This window comes from Elstera sp. (assembly GCF_044372965.1).
GTDB lineage: Bacteria > Pseudomonadota > Alphaproteobacteria > Elsterales > Elsteraceae > Elstera.
This window is the reverse complement of record NZ_JBILQX010000002.1, coordinates 25,890-45,013: the sequence shown is the minus strand read 5'-3', so window position 1 is coordinate 45,013 and position 19,124 is coordinate 25,890. Positions and strand designations below refer to the sequence as shown.

Sequence of the window (19,124 nt, the reverse complement as noted above, 5' to 3'; positions counted from 1 at the left end):
ATGAGTTTGGAGCACGACCATTCCGTTCACGTCCTCATCACCAATAAGCGGGGCTTGCACGCGCGCGCTGCGGCGAAATTCGTCAAAACCGCCGAAATGTTCGACGCCGAGGTGCTGGTCTGCCACGCCGAAACCGAGCCGGGCGAGGAGGTAGAGCAGGTTTCGGGACGGTCGATCATGGGGCTGATGATGCTGGCTGCCTCCCCCGGAACGCGCCTGACGCTCACCGCCTCGGGGGTCGAGGCCGATGCGGTTCTGGACGCGCTCGCGACCCTGGTGGCCGAGAAATTTCATGAAGAGTGAGTAAGATGAAAAGCGACCGGGCCGAGGACTTACCGCCGCTGGGCCGCGAGCGGGTTTTCCAGGGCCTCGGCGTCGCGCCGGGAATCGCCCTTGGCACCGCTTGGGTCTCCGACGATACGGCCCCGTCCACCCCGGAATATCTGATTGAGGCGGACGGGCTTGAAGCCGAATCGCAACGCCTCAAGGATGCGGTGGCGCTTGCGACCAAGCAGTTGAAGAAGCTCAAGGTCAAATCTCAGTCGCTGCCCCCGGCGGCGGCGGAAGAATTGGGCTATTTGTTGGATGCGCGCCTGCAAATGTTGGCGGGCTCGCGCCTGATCCGCACGGCAGACAAGCTGATCGCCGAGCTGCGCCTGAATGCCGAAGCGGCGGTGCGCGCGACGATTGCCGAAATCAGCGATGGCTTCTCGCGTATGGGCGATGCCTACCTTGCTGCGCGCGGCGAAGACGTGCGCGAGGTGGGCGAACGGCTCATTCGCTGCCTGATGGCAACGCCTTATGTGGCGCTCAAGCATCTGCCCGAAGGCTGCATTCTGATTGCACCCGACCTGACCCCAGCGGATACGGCCCTGCTCGACCCGAAACTGGTGCTGGGCTTTGCCACCGAAACGGGGGGCAAGGAAAGCCATACGGCGATTATGGCGCGCTCGCTGGGGGTGCCCGCGATTCTGGGGATTGCCCATCTGGTCGAGGGGCTGAAAACCGGCGATCCGATTATTCTCGATGGGCATGCGGGCAAGCTGATCGTTCACCCGACGCCGGAAACGCGGGAGCGTTATGAGGCGGAAGGCGCGGCCTTGAAACGGGAGCGCAAGCGCCTCTCCCGCCTGCGCGACGTGCCTGCGATTACCACCGATGGGTTCACCATCGGCCTTAACGCCAATATCGAACTGCCGCGTGACCTTGAGGGCGCGCATCGGGTGGGGGCGGAGGGGGTCGGGCTGCTGCGCACCGAATTCCTCTATATGAACCGCGACCATGCGCCCGATGAAGACGAGCAGTATGAGTTTCTGCGCGAGGTAGTGGAAGGGATGGAGGGGAGCCCCGTCACCATCCGCACGATCGATATCGGCGGCGATAAGCTGGCTCCGGCCTTGCGCGCGCAAATCGGCGAGCCCATCGAAGAAGCCCCAAACCCGGCCCTGGGCGTGCGCGGCGTGCGCCTGTCGCTCGCCCATCCGCGCCTATTCGACACGCAGCTCGCCGCCATTCTGCGCGCGGCGGTGCATGGGCCGGTGCGGATTTTGCTGCCGATGATCTCCCATATCGGCGAGGTACATCAGGCGCGCGAAGCTTTGGAGCGGGTGCATAAACGCCTGAAGCGCCGCAAGGTCAACGTGCCCGAAAAACTACCACCCTTGGGCGTGATGATCGAAGTGCCGGGGGCGGCCCTCTCGGCCGATGGGCTCGCGGCGGTGTCAGATTTTTTCGCCATCGGCACCAACGATCTGACCATGTATACGCTCGCCATCGACCGGGGCGACGAGCGGGTTGCGGCGCTCTACGAGCCCCTGCATCCGGCGGTGTTGCGCCTCATTCAATTCACCGTGGAAGCCGGGCTGCGCTACCGCATTCCCGTCAGCATCTGCGGTGAAATCGCGGGCGATCCGCGCTTCGTGCCGCTGCTGCTGGGCATTGGCGTGCGCGAGCTTTCCATGTCGGCGCCAAAGCTCCCGAGCGTCAAAGAGCGCATCCGCGCCCTCAGCCTGACCGAAGCCAGCCGCCGCGCCCGCACGATCATGGATCAGGCAGACGCCAAACGCATCGGCGAGTTGCTCGACGATTTCATCGCCAATCTCGGCGTGCATTCGGTTTAGCGGGCGTAGAATCCTAGCCGACCCCGTACCCGAAAAGGTCAGGGGAACCCTGTGAAATCTCTGCTTGTTTTTTCGGCACCCTGACCGTCTCCTTGCCAGGGTAAAGCTGATCGAAAGCAACGAAAGCATCATGTTGGGGGAAGCGTCGGCGCTCATGGCGTCGCTGTGCTGGACGTTGGGGCCGTTGGTGGCAACGCCGGTGATTAAGGAAATCGGGTCGGTCGCCTTTAGTCGCAGCCGGATGGTGATTTTCGTCGTGCTGCTCGGCGCGGCGGCCAGCCTGTTCGCCGACTGGAGCCGCCTCACTTGGGATGCGAGCTTTTGGGCCGTGCTGTCGGGCCTCATCGGCCTGTCCTTGGGCGATGTGGCGCTGTTCCAATGCTATAAAATGATCGGCCCGCGCCTCGGAAGCCTCATTTACATGAGCGCCGCGCCTTTTACGGTGATTCTCGGTTGGGCCGTGCTGGGCGAGGCCTTGCCGCTGCAAGCGCTCGCGGGTGGGGCGCTCGCGCTTACCGGGATCGCGCTGGCCGTGGCGCGCAAGGAGAAGGAGGCGGCGAGCCTCGCCCCCGAACCGGGGGCGCTGACGGTTGGCATTCTCTTCGGTCTCCTTGGCGGCTTAGGGCAGGCGGGCGGCTCCTTGCTGCAAAAACCAGCGCTGATCGCGGGCGTCGATCCGATTCTGGTGGCCTTCTTGCGGGCGCTCGGCTCGCTCGCGCTGTTTCTGCTCATCACCCGCCCCAGTGCCTTCCGCCAACCGGGCCGCCTGTGGAAGCGTATCGCCCTGGCCGGATCGATTTCCGGCAGTGGTGTTTTCTTCGTCTCCTTCGCTATCGCTAACGTCGAAACCGGCCTTGCCGCGATTTTGAGCGCGCTGCCGCCGATTCTGATGCTGCCGATTTTGCGGATTTTCTTCGGCGTGCGCCTGAGTTGGGTGTCCTGGGCGGCGACGGCGCTGGCACTGTTCGGTGTGGTGCTGATTCTGACGCGCTGATTGCGTTGGGTCGAATAACGCCGTAAACTTTCGTCTATGCTCGAAATCCAACTTCTGCCCGTGCGCAGCGACAATTACATCTTCCTGGGCCGGGACACGGCGACCGGCTTTCGCTTCGTCGTCGATCCCGCCGATGCGGAGCCGGTGTTGGACGCGCTGGCGGGCGGCACGCTCGATGCGATCCTCAACACGCATCACCACGGCGATCATGTGGGCGGCAATCTGGCGCTGAAGGCGGCGACCGGCTGCACGATCATCGGCCCCGCCGCCGACCGCGACCGGATTCCGGGGATTGATCGGGCGGTGGCTGATGGCGAGACGGTGGCCTTAGGCGCGTCCGAAGCCCTGGTGATGGATGTGCCCGGCCATACGCGCGGCCATATCGCCTATTATTGTGCGGGCAGCGCGGCGCTGTTTTGCGGCGATACGATGTTCGCCTTGGGCTGCGGGCGGCTGTTCGAGGGCACCCCGGCGCAGATGTGGGAGGCGCTGAAGCGCTTTCGCGCGCTCCCCGCCGACACGCGCGTCTATTGCGCCCATGAATATACGGAAAGCAACCTGCGCTTTGCCGAGCATCTTTTGCCGGACGATCCGGCGCTCAACGCCTATGGGGCGGAAATCCGGGCTAAACGCGCGCAAGGCCTGCCCACGGTTCCGGCACTGATCGGGCAGGAGACGGCGGTGAGTCCTTTCTTGCGGGCCGATGAAGTGGGGATGGCCGCAAAACTCGGCCTTGCAGCAAACGCGGAGCCGGTTGCGGTTTTTGCGGAGATCCGAGGTCGCAAGGATCGATTTTAGCGGGTATCGTCCGCGTCTAACACATCGGGGAAAAAACGATGCTTCAACTCCGCTTCGCTTCCGCCTCGCCATACGCGCGCAAGGTTATGGTGATCGTCCATGAAACCGGCTTGTCGGACGAGGTGCAGATCGTTCCGACCAACCCGCACCAGGAAGAATCCTTACGCACGCAAAATCCGCTGTGCAAAGTCCCCACCCTGGTGCTGGAAGACGGCGAGTCGCTGTTCGATAGCCCGGTGATCGTCGAATATCTGCTGGCGCTCGCCAGCAATACCGATCTGCTGCCGCTGGGTGGCCCGGCGCGCTGGTCGGTGCTGCGCCTGCAAGCACTGGGGGACGGGATTTGCGATGCGGCGTTTGGGTCGCGCATGGAAAGCCTGCGGACCGATGCGGAACAGTCGAAAGCCTATCTTGCGCGCCAAGAAGCCGCGATGATGGCGTCGGCGGATTGGCTGGAAGGTCAGGCGCGGCAGTTGGAGCCGATTACGCTGGGCAGCCTCGCGGTCGCCTGTGGGCTTGGCTATATCGACTTCCGCCTGCCGCATATTGATTGGCGCACGGGGCGTCCGCGCTTGGCGGCGTGGTACGCGGCGGTCGAAACGCGCCCCTCGCTGGTCGCAACAAAGCCAACGGCATAAGGGTTAAATCACATATAACGAATGTTGTTTGTTATATGAACTTTACACGCGCGGGCGAGTGTGGTTCTGTGAAATCCAGATTTTTCAGAGGATTTCCCATGCGCTCTCTCGTTTCCCGCCTCAGCCGCCGCGCTGCCCTCATCGGCGTAACCGCCAGCCTTGCTGTCGCGGCGCTTCCGGTTGCCGCCCAAGCCCCGGTGAAGCTGCAGGTTGGCTATATTCCGGTGCTCGGCGTCTCGCAGCTTTTCGTGATGGAAGGTGAAGGCTGGGCGAAGGCGGCGGGGCTCGATCTGCAAATCACCCGCTTCGATAGCGGCCCGGCGATGATCCAGGCGCTTGCCTCCGGCAAGCTCGATATTCTTTATGCGGGCGTTAGCCCCTTCATCGTCGCCAAGGCCAATGGTATCGGCGTAACGGTGCTGGCGGCAACCGCGACGGAAGAAATCGCCCTGGTCGGGCGCGGTACTTTTGCTGACCTTGTGGCGAAAACCGGCTCGGCGGCGGCGGCGGTTCCAGCTTTCTTCAAGGAAACCGGCAAGAAAGTAAAAATTTCCACGCAGCCCGCAGGCTCGGTGCCCGATACGGTTACGCGCTATTGGGCGCAGGAAGTGGGCAAGCTTGATCCGAACCAGATCGAGATTCTGCCGATGGGGATTGAAAAAACCCAGCAAGCGCTGCTCGCCAAAGCCGTCGATGTGGCGGCGGTGCGTGAGCCGGTGATTACCATTATCCGCGACCTTGACCCGGAAGTGAAAATCGTTGGCCTCGGCGGCGAGATTTTCCCAGGCCAACCCGGCTCGGTATTGGCGGTGCGCGACGACGCCCGTAAAGCCAATCCGGAGGCGATTGATAAGCTGGTGGCCCTGCACGTCCGCGCGACGAAACTGCTGGCGTCGGACCCGAAGAAGGCCGCCCCGGCGGTCCACAAATTCATCGGTGCGGGCTTAACCGATCAGGGCACCATCGAACGCGCCCTGGCCTCGCCCTCGTCGAAGTTTGAAGCCAATCCCGACATCATCCGCGCGTCGGTCGAAAAAATGCAGACTTTCCAGGCGAAAATCGGCACTTTGCCGCAGACCGTTCCGCTTGATACGCTGTTCGACGTTGGCCCCTATAAGAAAGCCGCTGCCCAGTGACCTCTGCCGTGCCTGCGATTCCCCTTGTTAAAGATCGAACCCAGCTTCACCGACTGATTCTGTCGCTCGTCGGGCTGGCGGTATTTTTAGGAGTTTGGGAATCGCTGGCGCAAAGCGGGCTTTTGTCCCGCACGCTGGCCCCGCCGCCGTCGATGGTTCCGGCGGCGGCCTTACGCGAATGGGCGAGCGGCCATTGGTGGAAGGCCGTTCAGGGCAGCTTCGGCCATTATGCGGCGGGGCTGCTGCTCGGCTCCGGCCTCGGCATTGCGTTGGGGATTTCCGCCGGGTTATCGCGCACGTTTGAAGCTTTGCAACTCGGCATCGTCCGGGTGTTGCGCCCGATTCCGGGGATTGCTTGGATTCCTTTCGCCGTCATCTGGTTCGGCATTACCGAAGCGGCGGCGACCTTCATCATTGCGATTGGCGTGTTCTGGATTAATTACTTCGCGGCGTTTGCGGCGGTGCGTGGGGTTGATCCCGATTTGCTGGAAGTGGCCGATGCGTTCGGGCACCGCTCGCGGCTTGCGAAGCTGTTCAAGATCGTCCTGCCCGCCGCAGCCCCAGGGATTTTCAATGGCATCCGCATCGCCCTGGGGCAAGGTTGGATGGCGGTGGTTGCCGCCGAGCTTTTCGGCATTCCCGGTATCGGCGCGCGCATGATGGAAGCCTCCTCCCTGCTCGCAACCTCCGTCGTTGTGCTCTATATGCTCACCATTGCCGGGCTTTATAGCCTTACCGATATTCTCTTTGGTCGCCTGACGGCCCTGGTGCTGCAATGGCAACGCTAACCCCGCCGATCATCGAAATTTCCGGCCTGCAACTCGCCTATCCCCAGGCCGATGGCGGGCGGACGGTGGTGCTGGAAAATCTCGACCTCACCCTCAATCGCGGCGACTTCGTTGCTATCGTCGGGGCCTCGGGCGTGGGGAAATCCACGCTGCTGCGCGTGCTGGCCGACCTCTCGAAACCCTCCGCCGGAACCGTCACCAGCCGCCTCGTGCCGCGCCCAAACAGCCGCCCCAGCGCGCTGGTGTTCCAGGAAGCGCGTCTGCTGCCGTGGCGGCGGATTTTGGGGAATGTAATGTTCGGGCTCGAAGGGCTGGGCCTGTCGAAAGCCGAGCAACGCCAGCGCGCCGAAGCGGCTTTAGCCCTCGTTGGCCTGTCGGAGTTTCACACCCGCTGGCCCTACCAGCTTTCCGGCGGCCAGCGCCAGCGCGTCGGCCTCGCACGGGCGCTCGCGGTCGAACCCGATCTGCTGCTGCTGGACGAGCCCTTCGGCGCGCTCGACGCCATCACCCGCGCCCAGTTGCAAGACGAGGTTTTGCGCATCTGGAAAGCCAGCGGCACCACGATCCTGATGGTCACGCATGATATCGACGAAGCCGTCTACCTCGCCGACCGGGTGATCCTGCTCGGCGGCAAACCCGCCCATATTACCGCCAGTCACGAAATTCTCGACCCGCGCCCGCGCCAACGGGGGGCCGCGCTTGCCATTGAGCGCGTGCGCAGCGATTTGGGCCGGGCGATGAGTGTCGAGGGCGAGGGGATTTAACGGGGTTCGCCCGTTGGGGAACCGAATACAAAAACGGGCTGTGGCGGTCAATCACCACAGCCCGTTTCGTTTCCCCTGAAAAAGGGATTCTCAAGGGGCAAGCCCCTTGAGCGGGGTAGGGGCAGCGCCCCCGACTTTTTCCTTAAACGATGCTCAACTGCACATCGATATTGCCGCGCGTGGCGTTCGAGTAGGGGCACACGTGGTGGGCCTTTTCGACCAACTCTTCGGCAACTTTCCGCTCCAGGCCCGGCAGTTCAATGGCGAGGGCGACGGTGAGGCCGAAGCCGCCTTCCGAACGCGGGCCGATGCCAACGGTGCTGGTGATGGCGGTGTCGGCGGGGACTTTCACGCCGGTCTGGCTGCCGACGAATTTCATCGCGCCAATGAAGCAGGCGGCATAACCGGCAGCGAAAAGCTGTTCCGGGTTATTACCCTCGCCGCCCGCGCCGCCGAGTTCCTTCGGCGTGGTCAGCTTAACGTCCAGGCTGCCGTCGAGAGTGGCGGAGTGGCCATCGCGGCCCCCGGTAGCGCGGGCGGAGGTTTTGTAGAGAACATTGACGGACATGATCGTTCCTTTCAGAGAGAGAGGGTTTTGGGTGAGGGGTTAAAGGTTAACGCAAGGCCGCTTTGAGGAAGCTTGCGGCTTGATCGAGCGCGGCGCGGGTGGCGGGGGTTGCGGACAGGGCGTTCAGCATCACGAAGTCGTGAATGGTGGCATTGTAGCGTGTCACCGTTGTGACGACTCCGGCTTCGATCAGCTTGCGGGCATAGGCTTCGCCTTCGTCACGCAGAACGTCGTTTTCGGCGGTAATGACCAGGGCTTGCGGCTGCTTGGCGAGCTGCGTCTTGCTGGCGTTCAGCGGCGAGATTTTTGGGTCGGCCCGGTTCGCGCCTTGGGGCAGATAGGCGTTCCAGAACCATTCCATTGCAGGTTTTGTCAGCCACGGGCCATTGGCGAATTCCTTATACGAGCCGTTATCCAGGCTGGCATCCGTGACCGGGTAGAACAGCAGTTGCGCCTTCAACGCCGGGCCGCCGCGTTCTTGCGCCAGTTGCGCGACCACCGCCGTCATATTGCCGCCGACGCTATCGCCACCGATGGCGATACGCTTCAGATCGAGCCCGAGTTTGGCCCCATGCTCGGCAACATATTTGGTGACGGCGTAATCCTGTTCAATGGCCGTGGGGTAGCGGGCTTCCGGCGAGCGCTCGTAATCGACGAAGACTACAGCGATCCCGGCTTTCACCACCAGTTCGCGCACGAGCCGGTCGTGGGTGAGCGTATCGCCCATCACCCAGCCCGTGCCGTGGAAGTAGACGAGGGCGGGCAGCGCGCCTTTGGCGGCGGTAGGGCGGAGGATGCGGATGCGGGTTTCGCCCGTGGGGCCGACCGGCAGTTTGCTGTCCTTCACGCTCACGCCCCTAGGCAGGTCGGCACCGGTTTGCACCGTGCGCAGCAGGTTCCGCGCGGCCTCGGGCGTCAGCGTGTAGATCGGTGCACCCCCGGAGGCGGCGACCGCGTCGATGAATTTTTGCGTGCCGGGTTCGAGCACCGGGGATGCGGCCAGGACGCTGACGCTGAGGGCGGTAGCCACGGCGAGGCTTGCGGTGAAGGTCTTCATGATCGGCTCCCATTTATATCGTTAGCGATTAGATCGTGTGCGACTGTTATGCGATCTTTAACGAACCTATGTCAAGCGTGTACGATTAGGTCGTGCGATAAATTTTTTGAGGCGAGGACGTGCCCTATGTCGAACGAATGGCTCCACCTGGATAACCAGCTCTGCTTTGCGGTCTATTCCACCAGCCACGCCTTCACGCGGGTCTATAAGCCGCTGCTGGATGCGCTGGGGCTGACCTATCCGCAATATCTCGTCATGATGATCCTGTGGGAGCAGGACGGGCAGACCGTGGGGGCGGTGGGCGAGCGGCTGTTCCTCGAATCCTCCACGCTAACGCCACTGTTGAAGCGGCTGGAGGCGGCGGGCCTCGTTGAACGCCGCCGATCGCTCGAGGATCAACGGCAGGTTCGGCTCTATTTGACCGACGCGGGGCAGGGGTTGCAGACGAAAGCGCAAACCGTGCCGCCGTGCATTCTGTCGGCAACCGGGCTTGAAGTGCCGGAGTTGGCGGCCCTGAAGGCGGAGATTATCCGACTGCGGGCATCGCTGGCGGCGGCGGTTGAGTCGCTCTAGGTGAACACCCGAACATGGGCTAAAACTATAATGGTCGCCGAGGAGGAGCCGATGACGCGTACCGTAAGTCTTAAAGAGGCTGAACAAAATCTCCCCGGTCTCATCCAGCGGGCGGCGGGGGGCGAAGACATTGTGATTGTCGCCGCCGATGGCTCGCGCACGCGGCTCGTAACGCTGCCATCGCCCCCAAAATCACCGCGTCGACCCGCCCATGCGCTGAAGCTTACGGCGCTTGCCAATGACTTCGATTCGCCCTTGGCGGGCGACGCGCTCGCTGTCTTTGAAAGGCACCTAGAATCCGAATGACCTATCTGCTGGATACGCAAGTCTTCCTCTGGTGGGACAGCGTTCGCCGAGGCTGGGGCCTCGGGCAAGAGAGATTCTATCGGACCCGACACAGGCCATCTATGTAAGCGCTGTGAGTGTTTGGGAGATTTCGATCAAAGCCTCTTTAGGGAAGCTCGCTTATAGCGGTTCGCCGACGGAAGCGATTTCGCAGAATCAGTTTCGGTCACTTTCGATTGTCTCGCGCGATGCCGAAGCGGTTATCGGGCTGCCGCCGATCCATAAGGATCCATTTGATCGATTGTTGATCGCGCAAGCTCGTCGACGCGGGCTGACGCTCATCACATCCGATCACGAGATCGTCCGTTATAATCTCTCATATCTCCCAGCCGAGGCGTGAAAGGCCGCTTTCTGTGGCCCCTGCGCCGCAGGAAGAAGAGCGTTGCGTTTCCCTCGGGAATCCCAACAAAAATTTCACTTGCGTGGGGGGGCGTTTTGCCTCATACGCAATCCCAGACGCACTCGCACGTGCCTATGGCCCACTGGGAAGTAACCCCAGGGTTGGTTATGCAACGACGGACCCGCGTCCTTTTGGATCTTCTAGCAATCTTGCTGGTGCCGAAGGGAATAGTGGCCCATGACTAGTATACGCTTCATTTCCTGTAAGACGCTCACCGCCCGAAAATCGGCGGAGAGGACTCTTGCGGCTAGCGTTCAGCCTAGGCCCTAGAAGTGGGGGATAGGGCTTACAAACCGCCCCGTCCCTGATCCTTTTCCTACCCTCGTTCCATCGCTGCCGCTGTTTTGACTGTCCTCGCTCGAGGGCAACCCAATCAGCTTCCCCTATTTTCCGGACCTCGGCTTAAACCGAGGCCAGGCGAAGACCCGTCTTTGCCCTACGTGTGGAGTTGTCGCCATGACTGCCAAGATCGAACGCTATCTCGCTGAAAACCAGCCGGAAACCCCGTGCCTCGTGGTCGATCTGGACGTGATCGCCGAGAATTACCGCACGATGAACCGCCTGCTGCCGCTGGCGCGCATTTTCTACGCCGTGAAGGCCAATCCTGAGCCGGCGGTGGTGACGATGCTGAACAGCCTCGGCTCCTCCTTCGATACCGCCAGCCGCGGCGAAATCGATCTGGTGCTCGGCCAGGGTGCCAGCCCGGACCGCGTGTCGTTCGGCAACACGATTAAGAAGCAGCGCGATATTGCTTACGCCTACGAAAAAGGCGTGCGCCTGTTCGCCTTCGATTCGGAAGCCGAACTTGAAAAGCTGGCCCAATCGGCCCCCGGCGCAAAAGTGTTCTGCCGTATCCTCATGGAATGCGGTGGGGCCGAATGGCCGCTGTCGCGTAAATTCGGCTGCGCGCCTGAAATGGCCGCCGACCTTCTGGTCCGTGCCCGCGACATGGGCCTGGAGCCCTATGGCATTTCCTTCCACGTCGGCTCGCAGCAGACCGACATCAGCCAGTGGGACGTTGCCATCGGCCGTGCCGCTGCGATGTTTATGGCGATTGCCAAATCCAATATCGACCTGAAGATGGTTAATATCGGTGGCGGTTTCCCGGCGAAGTACCGCGCCAATATCCGCCCGGTCGAAGCCTATGCCGAAGGCGTGATGCAGGCGATGCGTAAGCATTTCGGCAATGCCATTCCGGAAATCATCATCGAGCCGGGCCGCTCGATGGTCGGCGATGCCGGGATCATTCAGACCGAAGTCGTGCTGATTTCGAAGAAGGATTACGCCGAAGACAAGCGCTGGGTCTATCTCGACATCGGCAAGTTCGGCGGCCTTGCCGAAACCATGGACGAAGCGATTAAGTACGATATCACCACCCCCAGCGACGGCGGCGATACCGCACCGGTGATCCTGGCCGGGCCGACCTGCGATAGCGCCGATATTCTGTACGAAAAGACCGAATATCACCTGCCGGTCGAACTGAAAGTCGGCGACAAGGTGAATATCCTTGCGACGGGCGCTTACACCACCTCCTATTCGGCGGTGAACTTCAACGGTTTTGCGCCGCTGCGGGCCGTGTGTATCTAATCATTATTGTTTAGAATGGGCCGGGGTTGGGCGACCAACTCCGGTCCTTTTTCGTTAGCTGCTCGTGATGGGCAGCACCGCCTCCATTACCCCTGTATCGTCGGCGCTGACGTGGAGGAGAAAGCCCAAGTCCCGCGCCATGGTCAGCATCGGCTCGTTCTCGCGCAGAATAGTCCCGACGATTTTGCCGACTTTGCGCTCCTGCCCATAGCCGATGATCTGGTGCATCAGCGTATAGCCAAGGCCCCGGCCTTTGATGTCGGAGCGAATGAGAATGGCATATTCGCCCACCGTTAAATCGGCATCGCAGGAGAGGCGCACGGTGCCCCAGATCGGCCCCAGGCTGCCGTCGGGGTTCACCGGGCGGGCGACGAAAGCCATTTCGCGGTCGTAGTCGATTTGCGTGAGCCGGGCGAGCATCGGGCGCGGGATCGATTTCAGCGGCGCGAAGAAGCGTAAGCGCACGTCTTCAGGATCGACCAACTCGATCATGCTGATGATATCCGGCGCATCCTCTGGCCGGATCGGGCGGAGCGACACCAGGGTGCCGTCGCGGATAACAACCTCGGTTTCAAGCTGATTGGGATAGGGCGGCACGGCAACCGGCGCGGCTTTGGCCGGGTCTTGCACGCGGATGCGCGCATCCAGCGCCACCACGCCCGCTTCATCGGCGAGCAAGGGGTTGATGTCGAGTTCGCGTAAACTCGGGTGATCGATGGCGAGTTGGGCGATTTGAATGAGCGCGCCGGCAATCGCGTCGCGGTCGGCGGGCGGGCGGGCACGAAAACCGGCAAGCTGGCGCGAAATCCGCGTGCGCTGCATGAGGTCGTAGGCCAGCGGCATATTCAGCGGCGGCAAGGCGAGCGCTTTATCGTTGCGCACTTCGACCGCGACACCGCCATGACCGAACAGGACGACGGGGCCGAAGGTGGGGTCGCTGGCAACGCCCAGAATCAACTCGAACGCGCCGGGGCGGCGGATCATTTCTTGAACGGTGAACCCAGCGATTTGGGCGTCGGGCTTCACCTCCCGCACCCGGCGCAGCATGGCGACGGCGGCTTCTTTGGCGGAGGCAACCGAGGGCAAATCGAGCGCGACGCCGCCCACGTCCGACTTATGGGTAATATCGGGGGAGCGGATTTTGACCGCGAGCGGCAGGCTAAGCCCCTCGGCGGCCGTGAGAATCTCCTCCGGCGTCTCAACCGCGACCGTGCGCACCACCGGCACGCCATAGGCGGCCAGCACGCGCTTGGTTTCGGCTTCATCCAGCCATTCGCGCCCCTCGGCCCGAACGCTGGCGAGAATCTCAGTCACGACAGCGCGGTCGGGCGTGCCCGTCTCTGGCGAGGCGGGCGGAAGCTGCTGCAACTGCGCCTGATTGCGCCGGTAACGCGCGAGATGCATCAACCCTTTAACCGCGTCGGTCGGGGTGAAAAAGCTTGGAAGATCGGCGGCGCGGAAGCGGTCCCGCGCGCCGCGCGCTTCCAGGTCCCCCATCCAGCATGTCAGCACCGGCTTATCGCCGCGCTTCAAATGCCCGATGACGGCTTCGGCAGCCTCGACCGAGGAGGCGACGGCGGTCGGCGCGTTCAGCAGTAGAATCGCGTCCACGCCTGGATCGGCCAAAACCCCATCCAGGGCGGCGCAGTAGCGCGCGCCCGGCGCATCGCCGATGATATCGACGGGATTGGCGCGCGACCAAGTATGCGGCAAAACCGGATCGAGCTTTGCGATGGTTTCGGGCGACAGGGTTGCCAGCACGCCGCCCTCGTCCAGCAGCGCATCGGTCGCCAGCACGCCGATCCCGCCGCCATTGGTAATGATCGCCACGCGCTCGCCCTTCACCGGGGGGAGGCGCGCGAGGGTTTCGACGGCGGCGAAAAGATCCCCGAGATCGGTGACGCGCAGCATCCCCGCTCTCCGGAAGGCGGCATCATACACCGCGTCCGACCCTGCCATCGCGCCGGTATGGGAGACGGCAGCGGCGGCGGCGGCCTGGTGTCGTCCGGCCTTAATCACCACCACCGGCTTTAACCGCGAAAGGGCACGGGCGGCGGACATGAATTTACGCGCGTGGGTCACGCCCTCGATATAGAGCAGGACCGACTTTGTGCCGGGGTCCAGCGCCAGATAGTCCATCATGTCGCCGAAATCCACATCGGCACTATCGCCCAAGGAAACCACATGGGAAAAGCCAATCCCGCGCGCCGTCGCCCAATCCAGCAGCGCCGTTGCGACCGCGCCCGATTGGGTGACGCAGGCGATATCGCCCGGTAGCGCGGGCACATGGGCGAAGGAAGCGTTTACGCCGGAGCCGGGCACGAGAATCCCAAGGCAGTTCGGACCGATGATGCGCAGCAAATGCGGGCGGGCAGCGTCCAGCATTTCTTGCCGCAACGCCATTCCCGCATCATCCGACCCTTCACCGAACCCGGCGGTGATGACGACCGCGCCCCGGCACCCGCGCTCACCCAAGCGACGGATGAGGCCCGGCACGGTGGCGGGCGGGGTGGCGATCACGGCGAGATCGGGCACAATCGGCAGCGCATCAATATCGGCATAGGCGAGCACGCCTTCGACCGAGGGATTCTTCGGATGCACCGGCAAAATCGGCCCCTGGAAGCCCGCCCGAAACAGGTTGTGACCCAGGACCGCGCCCACGGATCGCTCTTTTTGGCTCGCGCCGATCAGCGCAATCGATTTCGGTTTGAAAAGAGCGTCGAGATTACGGACGGTCATGGCTATAAGAGTCTCTCATCAGTCTGCCCCGTGCGGGGTGGGGCGATACCGCACCTTAGCCCATTTAGGTTTCAGATCGGAAACCATGACGCAGTTCACATCGCCGCAGGCCCCCCTGCTGGAACAAGACACCCGCCCCCGCCCGCCCGTCGATGCGCGGGTGCTGGTTTATGTCGGGCTCGATCTGATGGGCGATGGGCTGATGAAGCTGCCCTTCGTGCGCGCGCTGCGGGCGGCTTTCCCGGACGGCGAAATTATCTGGCTCGCGGGCAAGGGCGCGAGCGCTTATAAAACCTCGCTCGCGCCGCTGGTGCAGGGGCTGATAACCGAAGTCATCGATAATGCCGATGTCGGCTCCCACTGGATGGAAATTCTCGGGCGGCCCCTGAAGGATCAAAGCTTCGATCTGGTCATTGATACCCAGTCGCGGATGCTCACCACGCTGGTGCTGAAGCGCATCAAAACCCGCTTCTTCATTTCCGGCGCGGCAGACTTCAGCCTATCGACGATCAAGCCGGGAAAAGGCTACGCGCGCCCCGATGCCATGTGCGGGCGCTTGCTCGATCTGTTGCATCTCGCCATCGCCGAGCCGCCCGATCCGCTCGCCCCCCTGCCGCTCGCGCCGGAGATTGCCGATCTGGCCGGACGGTTGCTGCCGCAGGGCTATCGCTACATCGCCTTCGCGCCGGGGGCGGGGGGCAAGCAAAAGATTTGGCCCTTACAGAATTACGTCACCGTGGCGCGCAGCCTTGCCGCCAATGGTTATGTGCCGGTCTGGTTCTTGGGGCCGGAGGAGGCGACTTGGGTCGATGATATTGCCGCCAATGTGCCGGGCAGCCTGTTTCCGCTCCAGCATAGCGCCGCGCGCCCGCTGAAATACCGCGCCGATCTTACCATCGCGGCGGCGAGCTTTTGCGAGGTCGGCCTGTCGAACGATTGCGGCGGCGGGCATCTGTTGGCCGCCGCTGGGATTCCGCTGGTATCGCTCTTCGGCCCCACCGATCCGCGTAAATTCGCGCCGATGGCGGTCGATGGGCTAGTGATCCGCGCGCAGGATTTCGGCGGCGAGGCGATGGACAAAATCCCGCCCCAGGTGGTGCTTCAGGCGCTCTCGACGCTTCTGGCCTGACGACGCATTAACACCAGCAGCAGGACGAGTCCCGGTATCGCCGTAAACGCGGTCGCCAAGAAAAACCATTCCCAGCTCATTTGCTCCGACAGCCAGCCGCCCCCCGACGCCAGGAAGGTTCGGGCGGTGGCGGCGAAGGCCGACAGAAGCGCGTAATGGGTTGCGCTATACTGGCGCTGCGACAGGCTGGAGATATAGGCGACAAAGGCGGCGGTGCCGATGCCGCCGGTGGCGTTTTCAACGAAAACCGTGACCGACAGAACCGCAATATCCGCCCCGACTTGCGCTTGCCAGATGAAGACGAAATTCGACAGGGCCTGCAAGATACCGCCGATCAAAACCGCCCGCAGAATCCCGGCTTGGCCGACCAGCCAGCCGCCGACAAATACGCCAAACAGCGTGGCAACGAGGCTCCAGACCTTTCCAACGGCAGCAATATCGCTCTTGGAAAAGCCGAGTGCGAGGTAGAAGGGGTTGGTCATCACCCCCGCGACCGCATCGCCGAGCTTATAGAGCACGACGAAGGCCAGAATTAGCAGCCACTGCGGTTGCGCGCGCATGAAGCTGGCGAAGGGCTCCAGAATCGTCGCCTTGATCCAGCCGACCGGCCCGGCTCCGGGCAGGACCAGCGGTTTTTCGGGCGGCGGCGGTTCGGGGATCAGCAGCACCAACACGATTGCCACGCCGACGATGGCGGCCATGACGGCGTAAACCACGGCCCAGGAGAAAGCTTCGGCCAGAAACAAAGCCCCCGCGCCGGAAACCAGCATGCCCAACCGATAGCCGTAGACCGACATGGCACTGCCCGCGCCCTGCTGCTGCGGGCTGAGGCTTTCGATGCGGTAAGCGTCGATCACAATATCTTGGCTGGCCGAGAAGAAGGCAATCAGCACAGCGCAGACGGCGATTTGCCCTGGAGCTTGCGCCGGATCGGTGACAGCAGCCGCGAGAATAGCGACGATCAGGCCGAGTTGCGTCAGAATCATCCAACCGCGTCGCCGCCCAAGGGCGGCCAGCAGCGGCGGCGGCACCGCGTCCATAATCGGCGCCCAGGCAAATTTCCAGATATAGGGCGTGCCTGCGAGGGCAAACAGGCCGATCTGGGTTCGGCTCACCCCCGCTTCGGTCAGCCAAACGCTCAAGGTGGAAAAGGTCAGCGCCAGCGGCAGGCCCGAGGCGATGCCGAGCAGCAGCACGATGAAAACCGGCAGGCGGCCATAGGTTTCGGCAAACCGAGTGAGGGCGGCGGGCATTTAGTCGGCGGCCTGTGCGGGCGTTGGTGCGGGGGCAGGCGGCAGCGGTGGGGGCGGGGTTTGCAGGACCAGTTGCGCGGGACCCGGCAGGGTAATGCCGTTGCGGTCGAAAGCTTCCTTGATGCCGCGCTTCAGCATCCGCTCCACCGACCATTGCTTGCCCGGCAGGGTTTTCACCCGGACCCGCAGCACGAGCGCGCCGTTTTCGACCTTATCGAGCCCAAAGACTTCGAGCGGCTCCAGCACCGCTTCGGCATAATTGGGCGTATCGGCGCGCAGCTTGGTATCGGCCTCGCTCAGCGTTACCGCCGCAAGGTCGAGATCGGTCTTATAATCGACCGTTACATCGACGACGGCGAAGCTGAAGGTTTTGGTCGAGTTCTGAATCGTGGTGACGGCGCTAAAGGGGATCGTATGCACGGCCCCGCGCAAATCGCGCAGGCGGATCGTGCGAATGGTGATCGCCTCCACCGTGCCCGACTTGCCCGCAACCTCAATCGAATCGCCGACCGCAATCGAATCCTCGATGAGAATGAACAGGCCGGTAATGAGATCCTTCACCAAGGTTTGCGAGCCGAAACCGACGGCAAGGCCGACCACCCCGGCCCCGGCTAGCAGCGGGGCGATGTTGATGCCGATTTCCGACAGCACGATGAGGCTGACCATGATGACCAGCACGACCAGCAGGGCATTGCGCAGCAGCGGCAGCAGTGTGCGCATCCGGGCGGAGGGGGTGCGGCGCTGGCCGTCGTGCTCGGTTTCCTGCAAGAGCCGTTCGATCCAGGAGGAGAGGATTTCCCAGACCACGACGGCGATGACGAGGACGACCAGCACAATCGTAAGGCTGGAGAGCAGCTTGCGCCCGCTGCCTTCGATCAACCAGCCAAGGCTATCGAGCCCCCAGATTTGTAGCAGCAGAACCACAATCAGCAGGTTCAAGCCGATACTCAGCATGCTTTGAAGCACGGGCAAATAGCGGTTGGCGCGGGCTTCGAGCCCCGGAAAGCGCGTCGCGAGATCCGGGCTAATGGTGAAGCCCAGCGTGACGAGATGGCGCAGCCCCTGCTTGATCCACCGGCTCGCCAGCGACAGCAGGACCGTAAGCCCCGTGGCGCGCAGCAGAAACAGAAAACCGCCGGGAATTTCGAGCGTCCAAACACTATAGACCGCGACGATATAGACGATGGCGAGCACGTGCCAAACGTCGGCCAAACGGTGACGGAGGGCGTTAAGACCGTCGCCCATCTGTTTCGATAGACGCGAGCCATTACTCTCCCGCCGCAACCATTGGCGGACGGCTTCGGTGTTCTGGAGAATGAGAATAATCGCCATGCCCGCGAGGGTCAGGCCGATCAAGCGCCCGATCAGGTCGGCCAGCGAATCGGGCAGGGCGAGCAGGCGCAGCGCGTCCAGCCCCAGCAACCCATAGGCGGCGAGTGCCACCATCCGGCGGAGCCAGACGTAGCAGTAGGCGGCGGTTTCATCCGTCAGGGTCACGAGACGGAAGCGCGGATGCTCGGGCGCAAGGATCAAGCGGCCCAGCAGCAGCACGACGCGCACAATCAGATTGGCGTTAATCAGCAGCACCAGCACGAGGCGGGTGAGCCGGTCCGGCGCAATCAGCGACAGGGTGATTTGGGCAGCGGCGGCAAAGGTTAGCACGGGCAAGAGATCGAGCACGAACCGCCCGGCCAGCAGCAACCATCGCTCCACACGGCTTTCGCTGGGCCGGTCGGCGAGGGCCTGGCGGGGGCGGCGCAGGGCGCGGGCCAAGAGCCATTCGCTCACCAGGGCGCACAGCAGCAGAATCGCAACTTTGCCCGCAAGAATGGCCCAGCGCTGCTGCCGCGCCGGGTCGCGCCACTGGGCACTATCGGCGATCACATCGTCGGGGAGGGCGGCCAGCGTGCCCGCCGCTTCCGACACGGCCCCGCCGAGTTTCGCCAACCCGTCTGAAAGATGCGTCACCCCGCGCCCGAAAATGCCGCTGAGGGTTTCGTCAATCGCGTCGGGGGCGGGCTTCTTTTGCGGGTTCGCCAGCAGGGTAAGCTGCTTGATGAGCGCTTCGCGCGCTTGGTCATTCTTCAAGGTTTCGATCAGCGCGGGCAGATCGGGCGGCGTTTCTTTCGGCGGATCGGCGGCCAGCGCAGTGCCAAACCCGAGCCACAGGAGGGCTAAAACCGTTAGAATCCGCCGCATCCATCTCTCTCCCACAGGCCCGAAACCGCCGACGCT

18 protein-coding genes are annotated in these 19,124 nt (G+C 62.9%); 13 read left to right on the top strand and 5 right to left on the bottom strand.

Annotated elements, in window-relative coordinates; all coding sequences use genetic code 11:
- The 8 genes from ACIQ36_RS00715 (at position 1) to ACIQ36_RS00680 (ending at position 7,238) form a co-directional block, all read left to right on the top strand.
- Complete coding sequence (locus ACIQ36_RS00715) at positions 1-303, top strand: HPr family phosphocarrier protein (protein WP_395824321.1); 303 nt, start codon at positions 1-3, stop codon at positions 301-303.
- Between the two features lie 5 nt (positions 304-308).
- Complete coding sequence (gene ptsP / locus ACIQ36_RS00710) at positions 309-2,120, top strand: phosphoenolpyruvate--protein phosphotransferase (RefSeq protein ID WP_395824318.1); 1,812 nt, start codon at positions 309-311, stop codon at positions 2,118-2,120.
- A 130-nt stretch (positions 2,121-2,250) separates the two neighbouring features.
- Positions 2,251-3,114 carry an EamA family transporter gene (locus ACIQ36_RS00705; protein ID WP_395824315.1) on the top strand — a complete coding sequence of 288 codons (864 nt, stop codon included), beginning with the start codon at positions 2,251-2,253 and terminating at the stop codon, positions 3,112-3,114.
- Positions 3,115-3,150: 36 nt separating this feature from the next.
- A complete protein-coding gene (gene gloB, locus ACIQ36_RS00700; RefSeq protein ID WP_395824313.1) occupies positions 3,151-3,912 on the top strand; it encodes a hydroxyacylglutathione hydrolase in 762 nt (253 codons plus the stop codon).
- 38 nt (positions 3,913-3,950) lie between these two features.
- Positions 3,951-4,550 (top strand): glutathione S-transferase N-terminal domain-containing protein, encoded by a 600-nt coding sequence (locus ACIQ36_RS00695; protein ID WP_395824310.1) that lies wholly within the window; start codon positions 3,951-3,953, stop codon positions 4,548-4,550.
- A 98-nt stretch (positions 4,551-4,648) separates the two neighbouring features.
- Entirely contained in the window at positions 4,649-5,686 is a 1,038-nt protein-coding gene (locus tag ACIQ36_RS00690; protein ID WP_395824308.1) for an ABC transporter substrate-binding protein, read from the top strand.
- A 17-nt stretch (positions 5,687-5,703) separates the two neighbouring features.
- Complete coding sequence (locus tag ACIQ36_RS00685; RefSeq protein ID WP_395824391.1) at positions 5,704-6,474, top strand: ABC transporter permease; 771 nt, start codon at positions 5,704-5,706, stop codon at positions 6,472-6,474.
- On the top strand, positions 6,462-7,238 hold the full coding sequence (locus ACIQ36_RS00680) for an ABC transporter ATP-binding protein (RefSeq protein ID WP_395824305.1): 777 nt from the start codon (positions 6,462-6,464) through the stop codon (positions 7,236-7,238). The genes ACIQ36_RS00685 and ACIQ36_RS00680 overlap by 13 nt, the downstream gene beginning before the upstream one ends.
- Before the next feature lie 142 nt (positions 7,239-7,380).
- On the opposite strand, the gene ACIQ36_RS00675 is transcribed toward ACIQ36_RS00680, so the two are convergent.
- Positions 7,381-7,806: an organic hydroperoxide resistance protein gene (locus ACIQ36_RS00675; protein WP_395824302.1), complete on the bottom strand. Its 426-nt coding sequence runs from the start codon at positions 7,804-7,806 to the stop codon at positions 7,381-7,383.
- A 46-nt stretch (positions 7,807-7,852) separates the two neighbouring features.
- Positions 7,853-8,863: an alpha/beta hydrolase fold domain-containing protein gene (locus tag ACIQ36_RS00670; protein ID WP_395824299.1), complete on the bottom strand. Its 1,011-nt coding sequence runs from the start codon at positions 8,861-8,863 to the stop codon at positions 7,853-7,855.
- A 126-nt stretch (positions 8,864-8,989) separates the two neighbouring features.
- On the opposite strand from ACIQ36_RS00670, the gene ACIQ36_RS00665 reads away from it, so the two are divergent.
- From ACIQ36_RS00665 to ACIQ36_RS00650, 4 genes are all read left to right on the top strand, one after another.
- Positions 8,990-9,436, top strand: a complete 447-nt coding sequence (locus ACIQ36_RS00665; protein ID WP_395824296.1) for a MarR family winged helix-turn-helix transcriptional regulator — start codon at positions 8,990-8,992, stop codon at positions 9,434-9,436.
- Positions 9,437-9,487: 51 nt separating this feature from the next.
- The gene (locus ACIQ36_RS00660; protein ID WP_395824293.1) at positions 9,488-9,742 is read left to right on the top strand and encodes a type II toxin-antitoxin system prevent-host-death family antitoxin; all 255 of its coding nucleotides are present in this window, start codon (positions 9,488-9,490) and stop codon (positions 9,740-9,742) included.
- 31 nt (positions 9,743-9,773) lie between these two features.
- Positions 9,774-10,121, top strand: a complete 348-nt coding sequence (locus ACIQ36_RS00655; RefSeq protein ID WP_395824290.1) for a type II toxin-antitoxin system VapC family toxin — start codon at positions 9,774-9,776, stop codon at positions 10,119-10,121.
- A gap of 516 nt (positions 10,122-10,637) precedes the next feature.
- On the top strand, positions 10,638-11,768 hold the full coding sequence (locus ACIQ36_RS00650) for a type III PLP-dependent enzyme (RefSeq protein ID WP_395824287.1): 1,131 nt from the start codon (positions 10,638-10,640) through the stop codon (positions 11,766-11,768).
- 54 nt (positions 11,769-11,822) lie between these two features.
- Here ACIQ36_RS00650 and ACIQ36_RS00645 read toward each other — a convergent pair whose 3' ends face one another.
- Positions 11,823-14,507: a GNAT family N-acetyltransferase gene (locus ACIQ36_RS00645; protein ID WP_395824284.1), complete on the bottom strand. Its 2,685-nt coding sequence runs from the start codon at positions 14,505-14,507 to the stop codon at positions 11,823-11,825.
- Between the two features lie 85 nt (positions 14,508-14,592).
- On the opposite strand from ACIQ36_RS00645, the gene ACIQ36_RS00640 reads away from it, so the two are divergent.
- A complete protein-coding gene (locus ACIQ36_RS00640) occupies positions 14,593-15,636 on the top strand; it encodes a glycosyltransferase family 9 protein (RefSeq protein WP_395824280.1) in 1,044 nt (347 codons plus the stop codon).
- On the opposite strand, the gene ACIQ36_RS00635 is transcribed toward ACIQ36_RS00640, so the two are convergent.
- Positions 15,609-16,889 (bottom strand): AmpG family muropeptide MFS transporter, encoded by a 1,281-nt coding sequence (locus tag ACIQ36_RS00635; protein ID WP_395824277.1) that lies wholly within the window; start codon positions 16,887-16,889, stop codon positions 15,609-15,611. The two genes, ACIQ36_RS00640 and ACIQ36_RS00635, sit on opposite strands and share 28 nt — an antisense overlap.
- Complete coding sequence (locus tag ACIQ36_RS00630) at positions 16,890-19,088, bottom strand: mechanosensitive ion channel domain-containing protein (protein WP_395824274.1); 2,199 nt, start codon at positions 19,086-19,088, stop codon at positions 16,890-16,892. It lies immediately after the preceding gene.
- Positions 19,089-19,124: the final 36 nt, after the last annotated feature.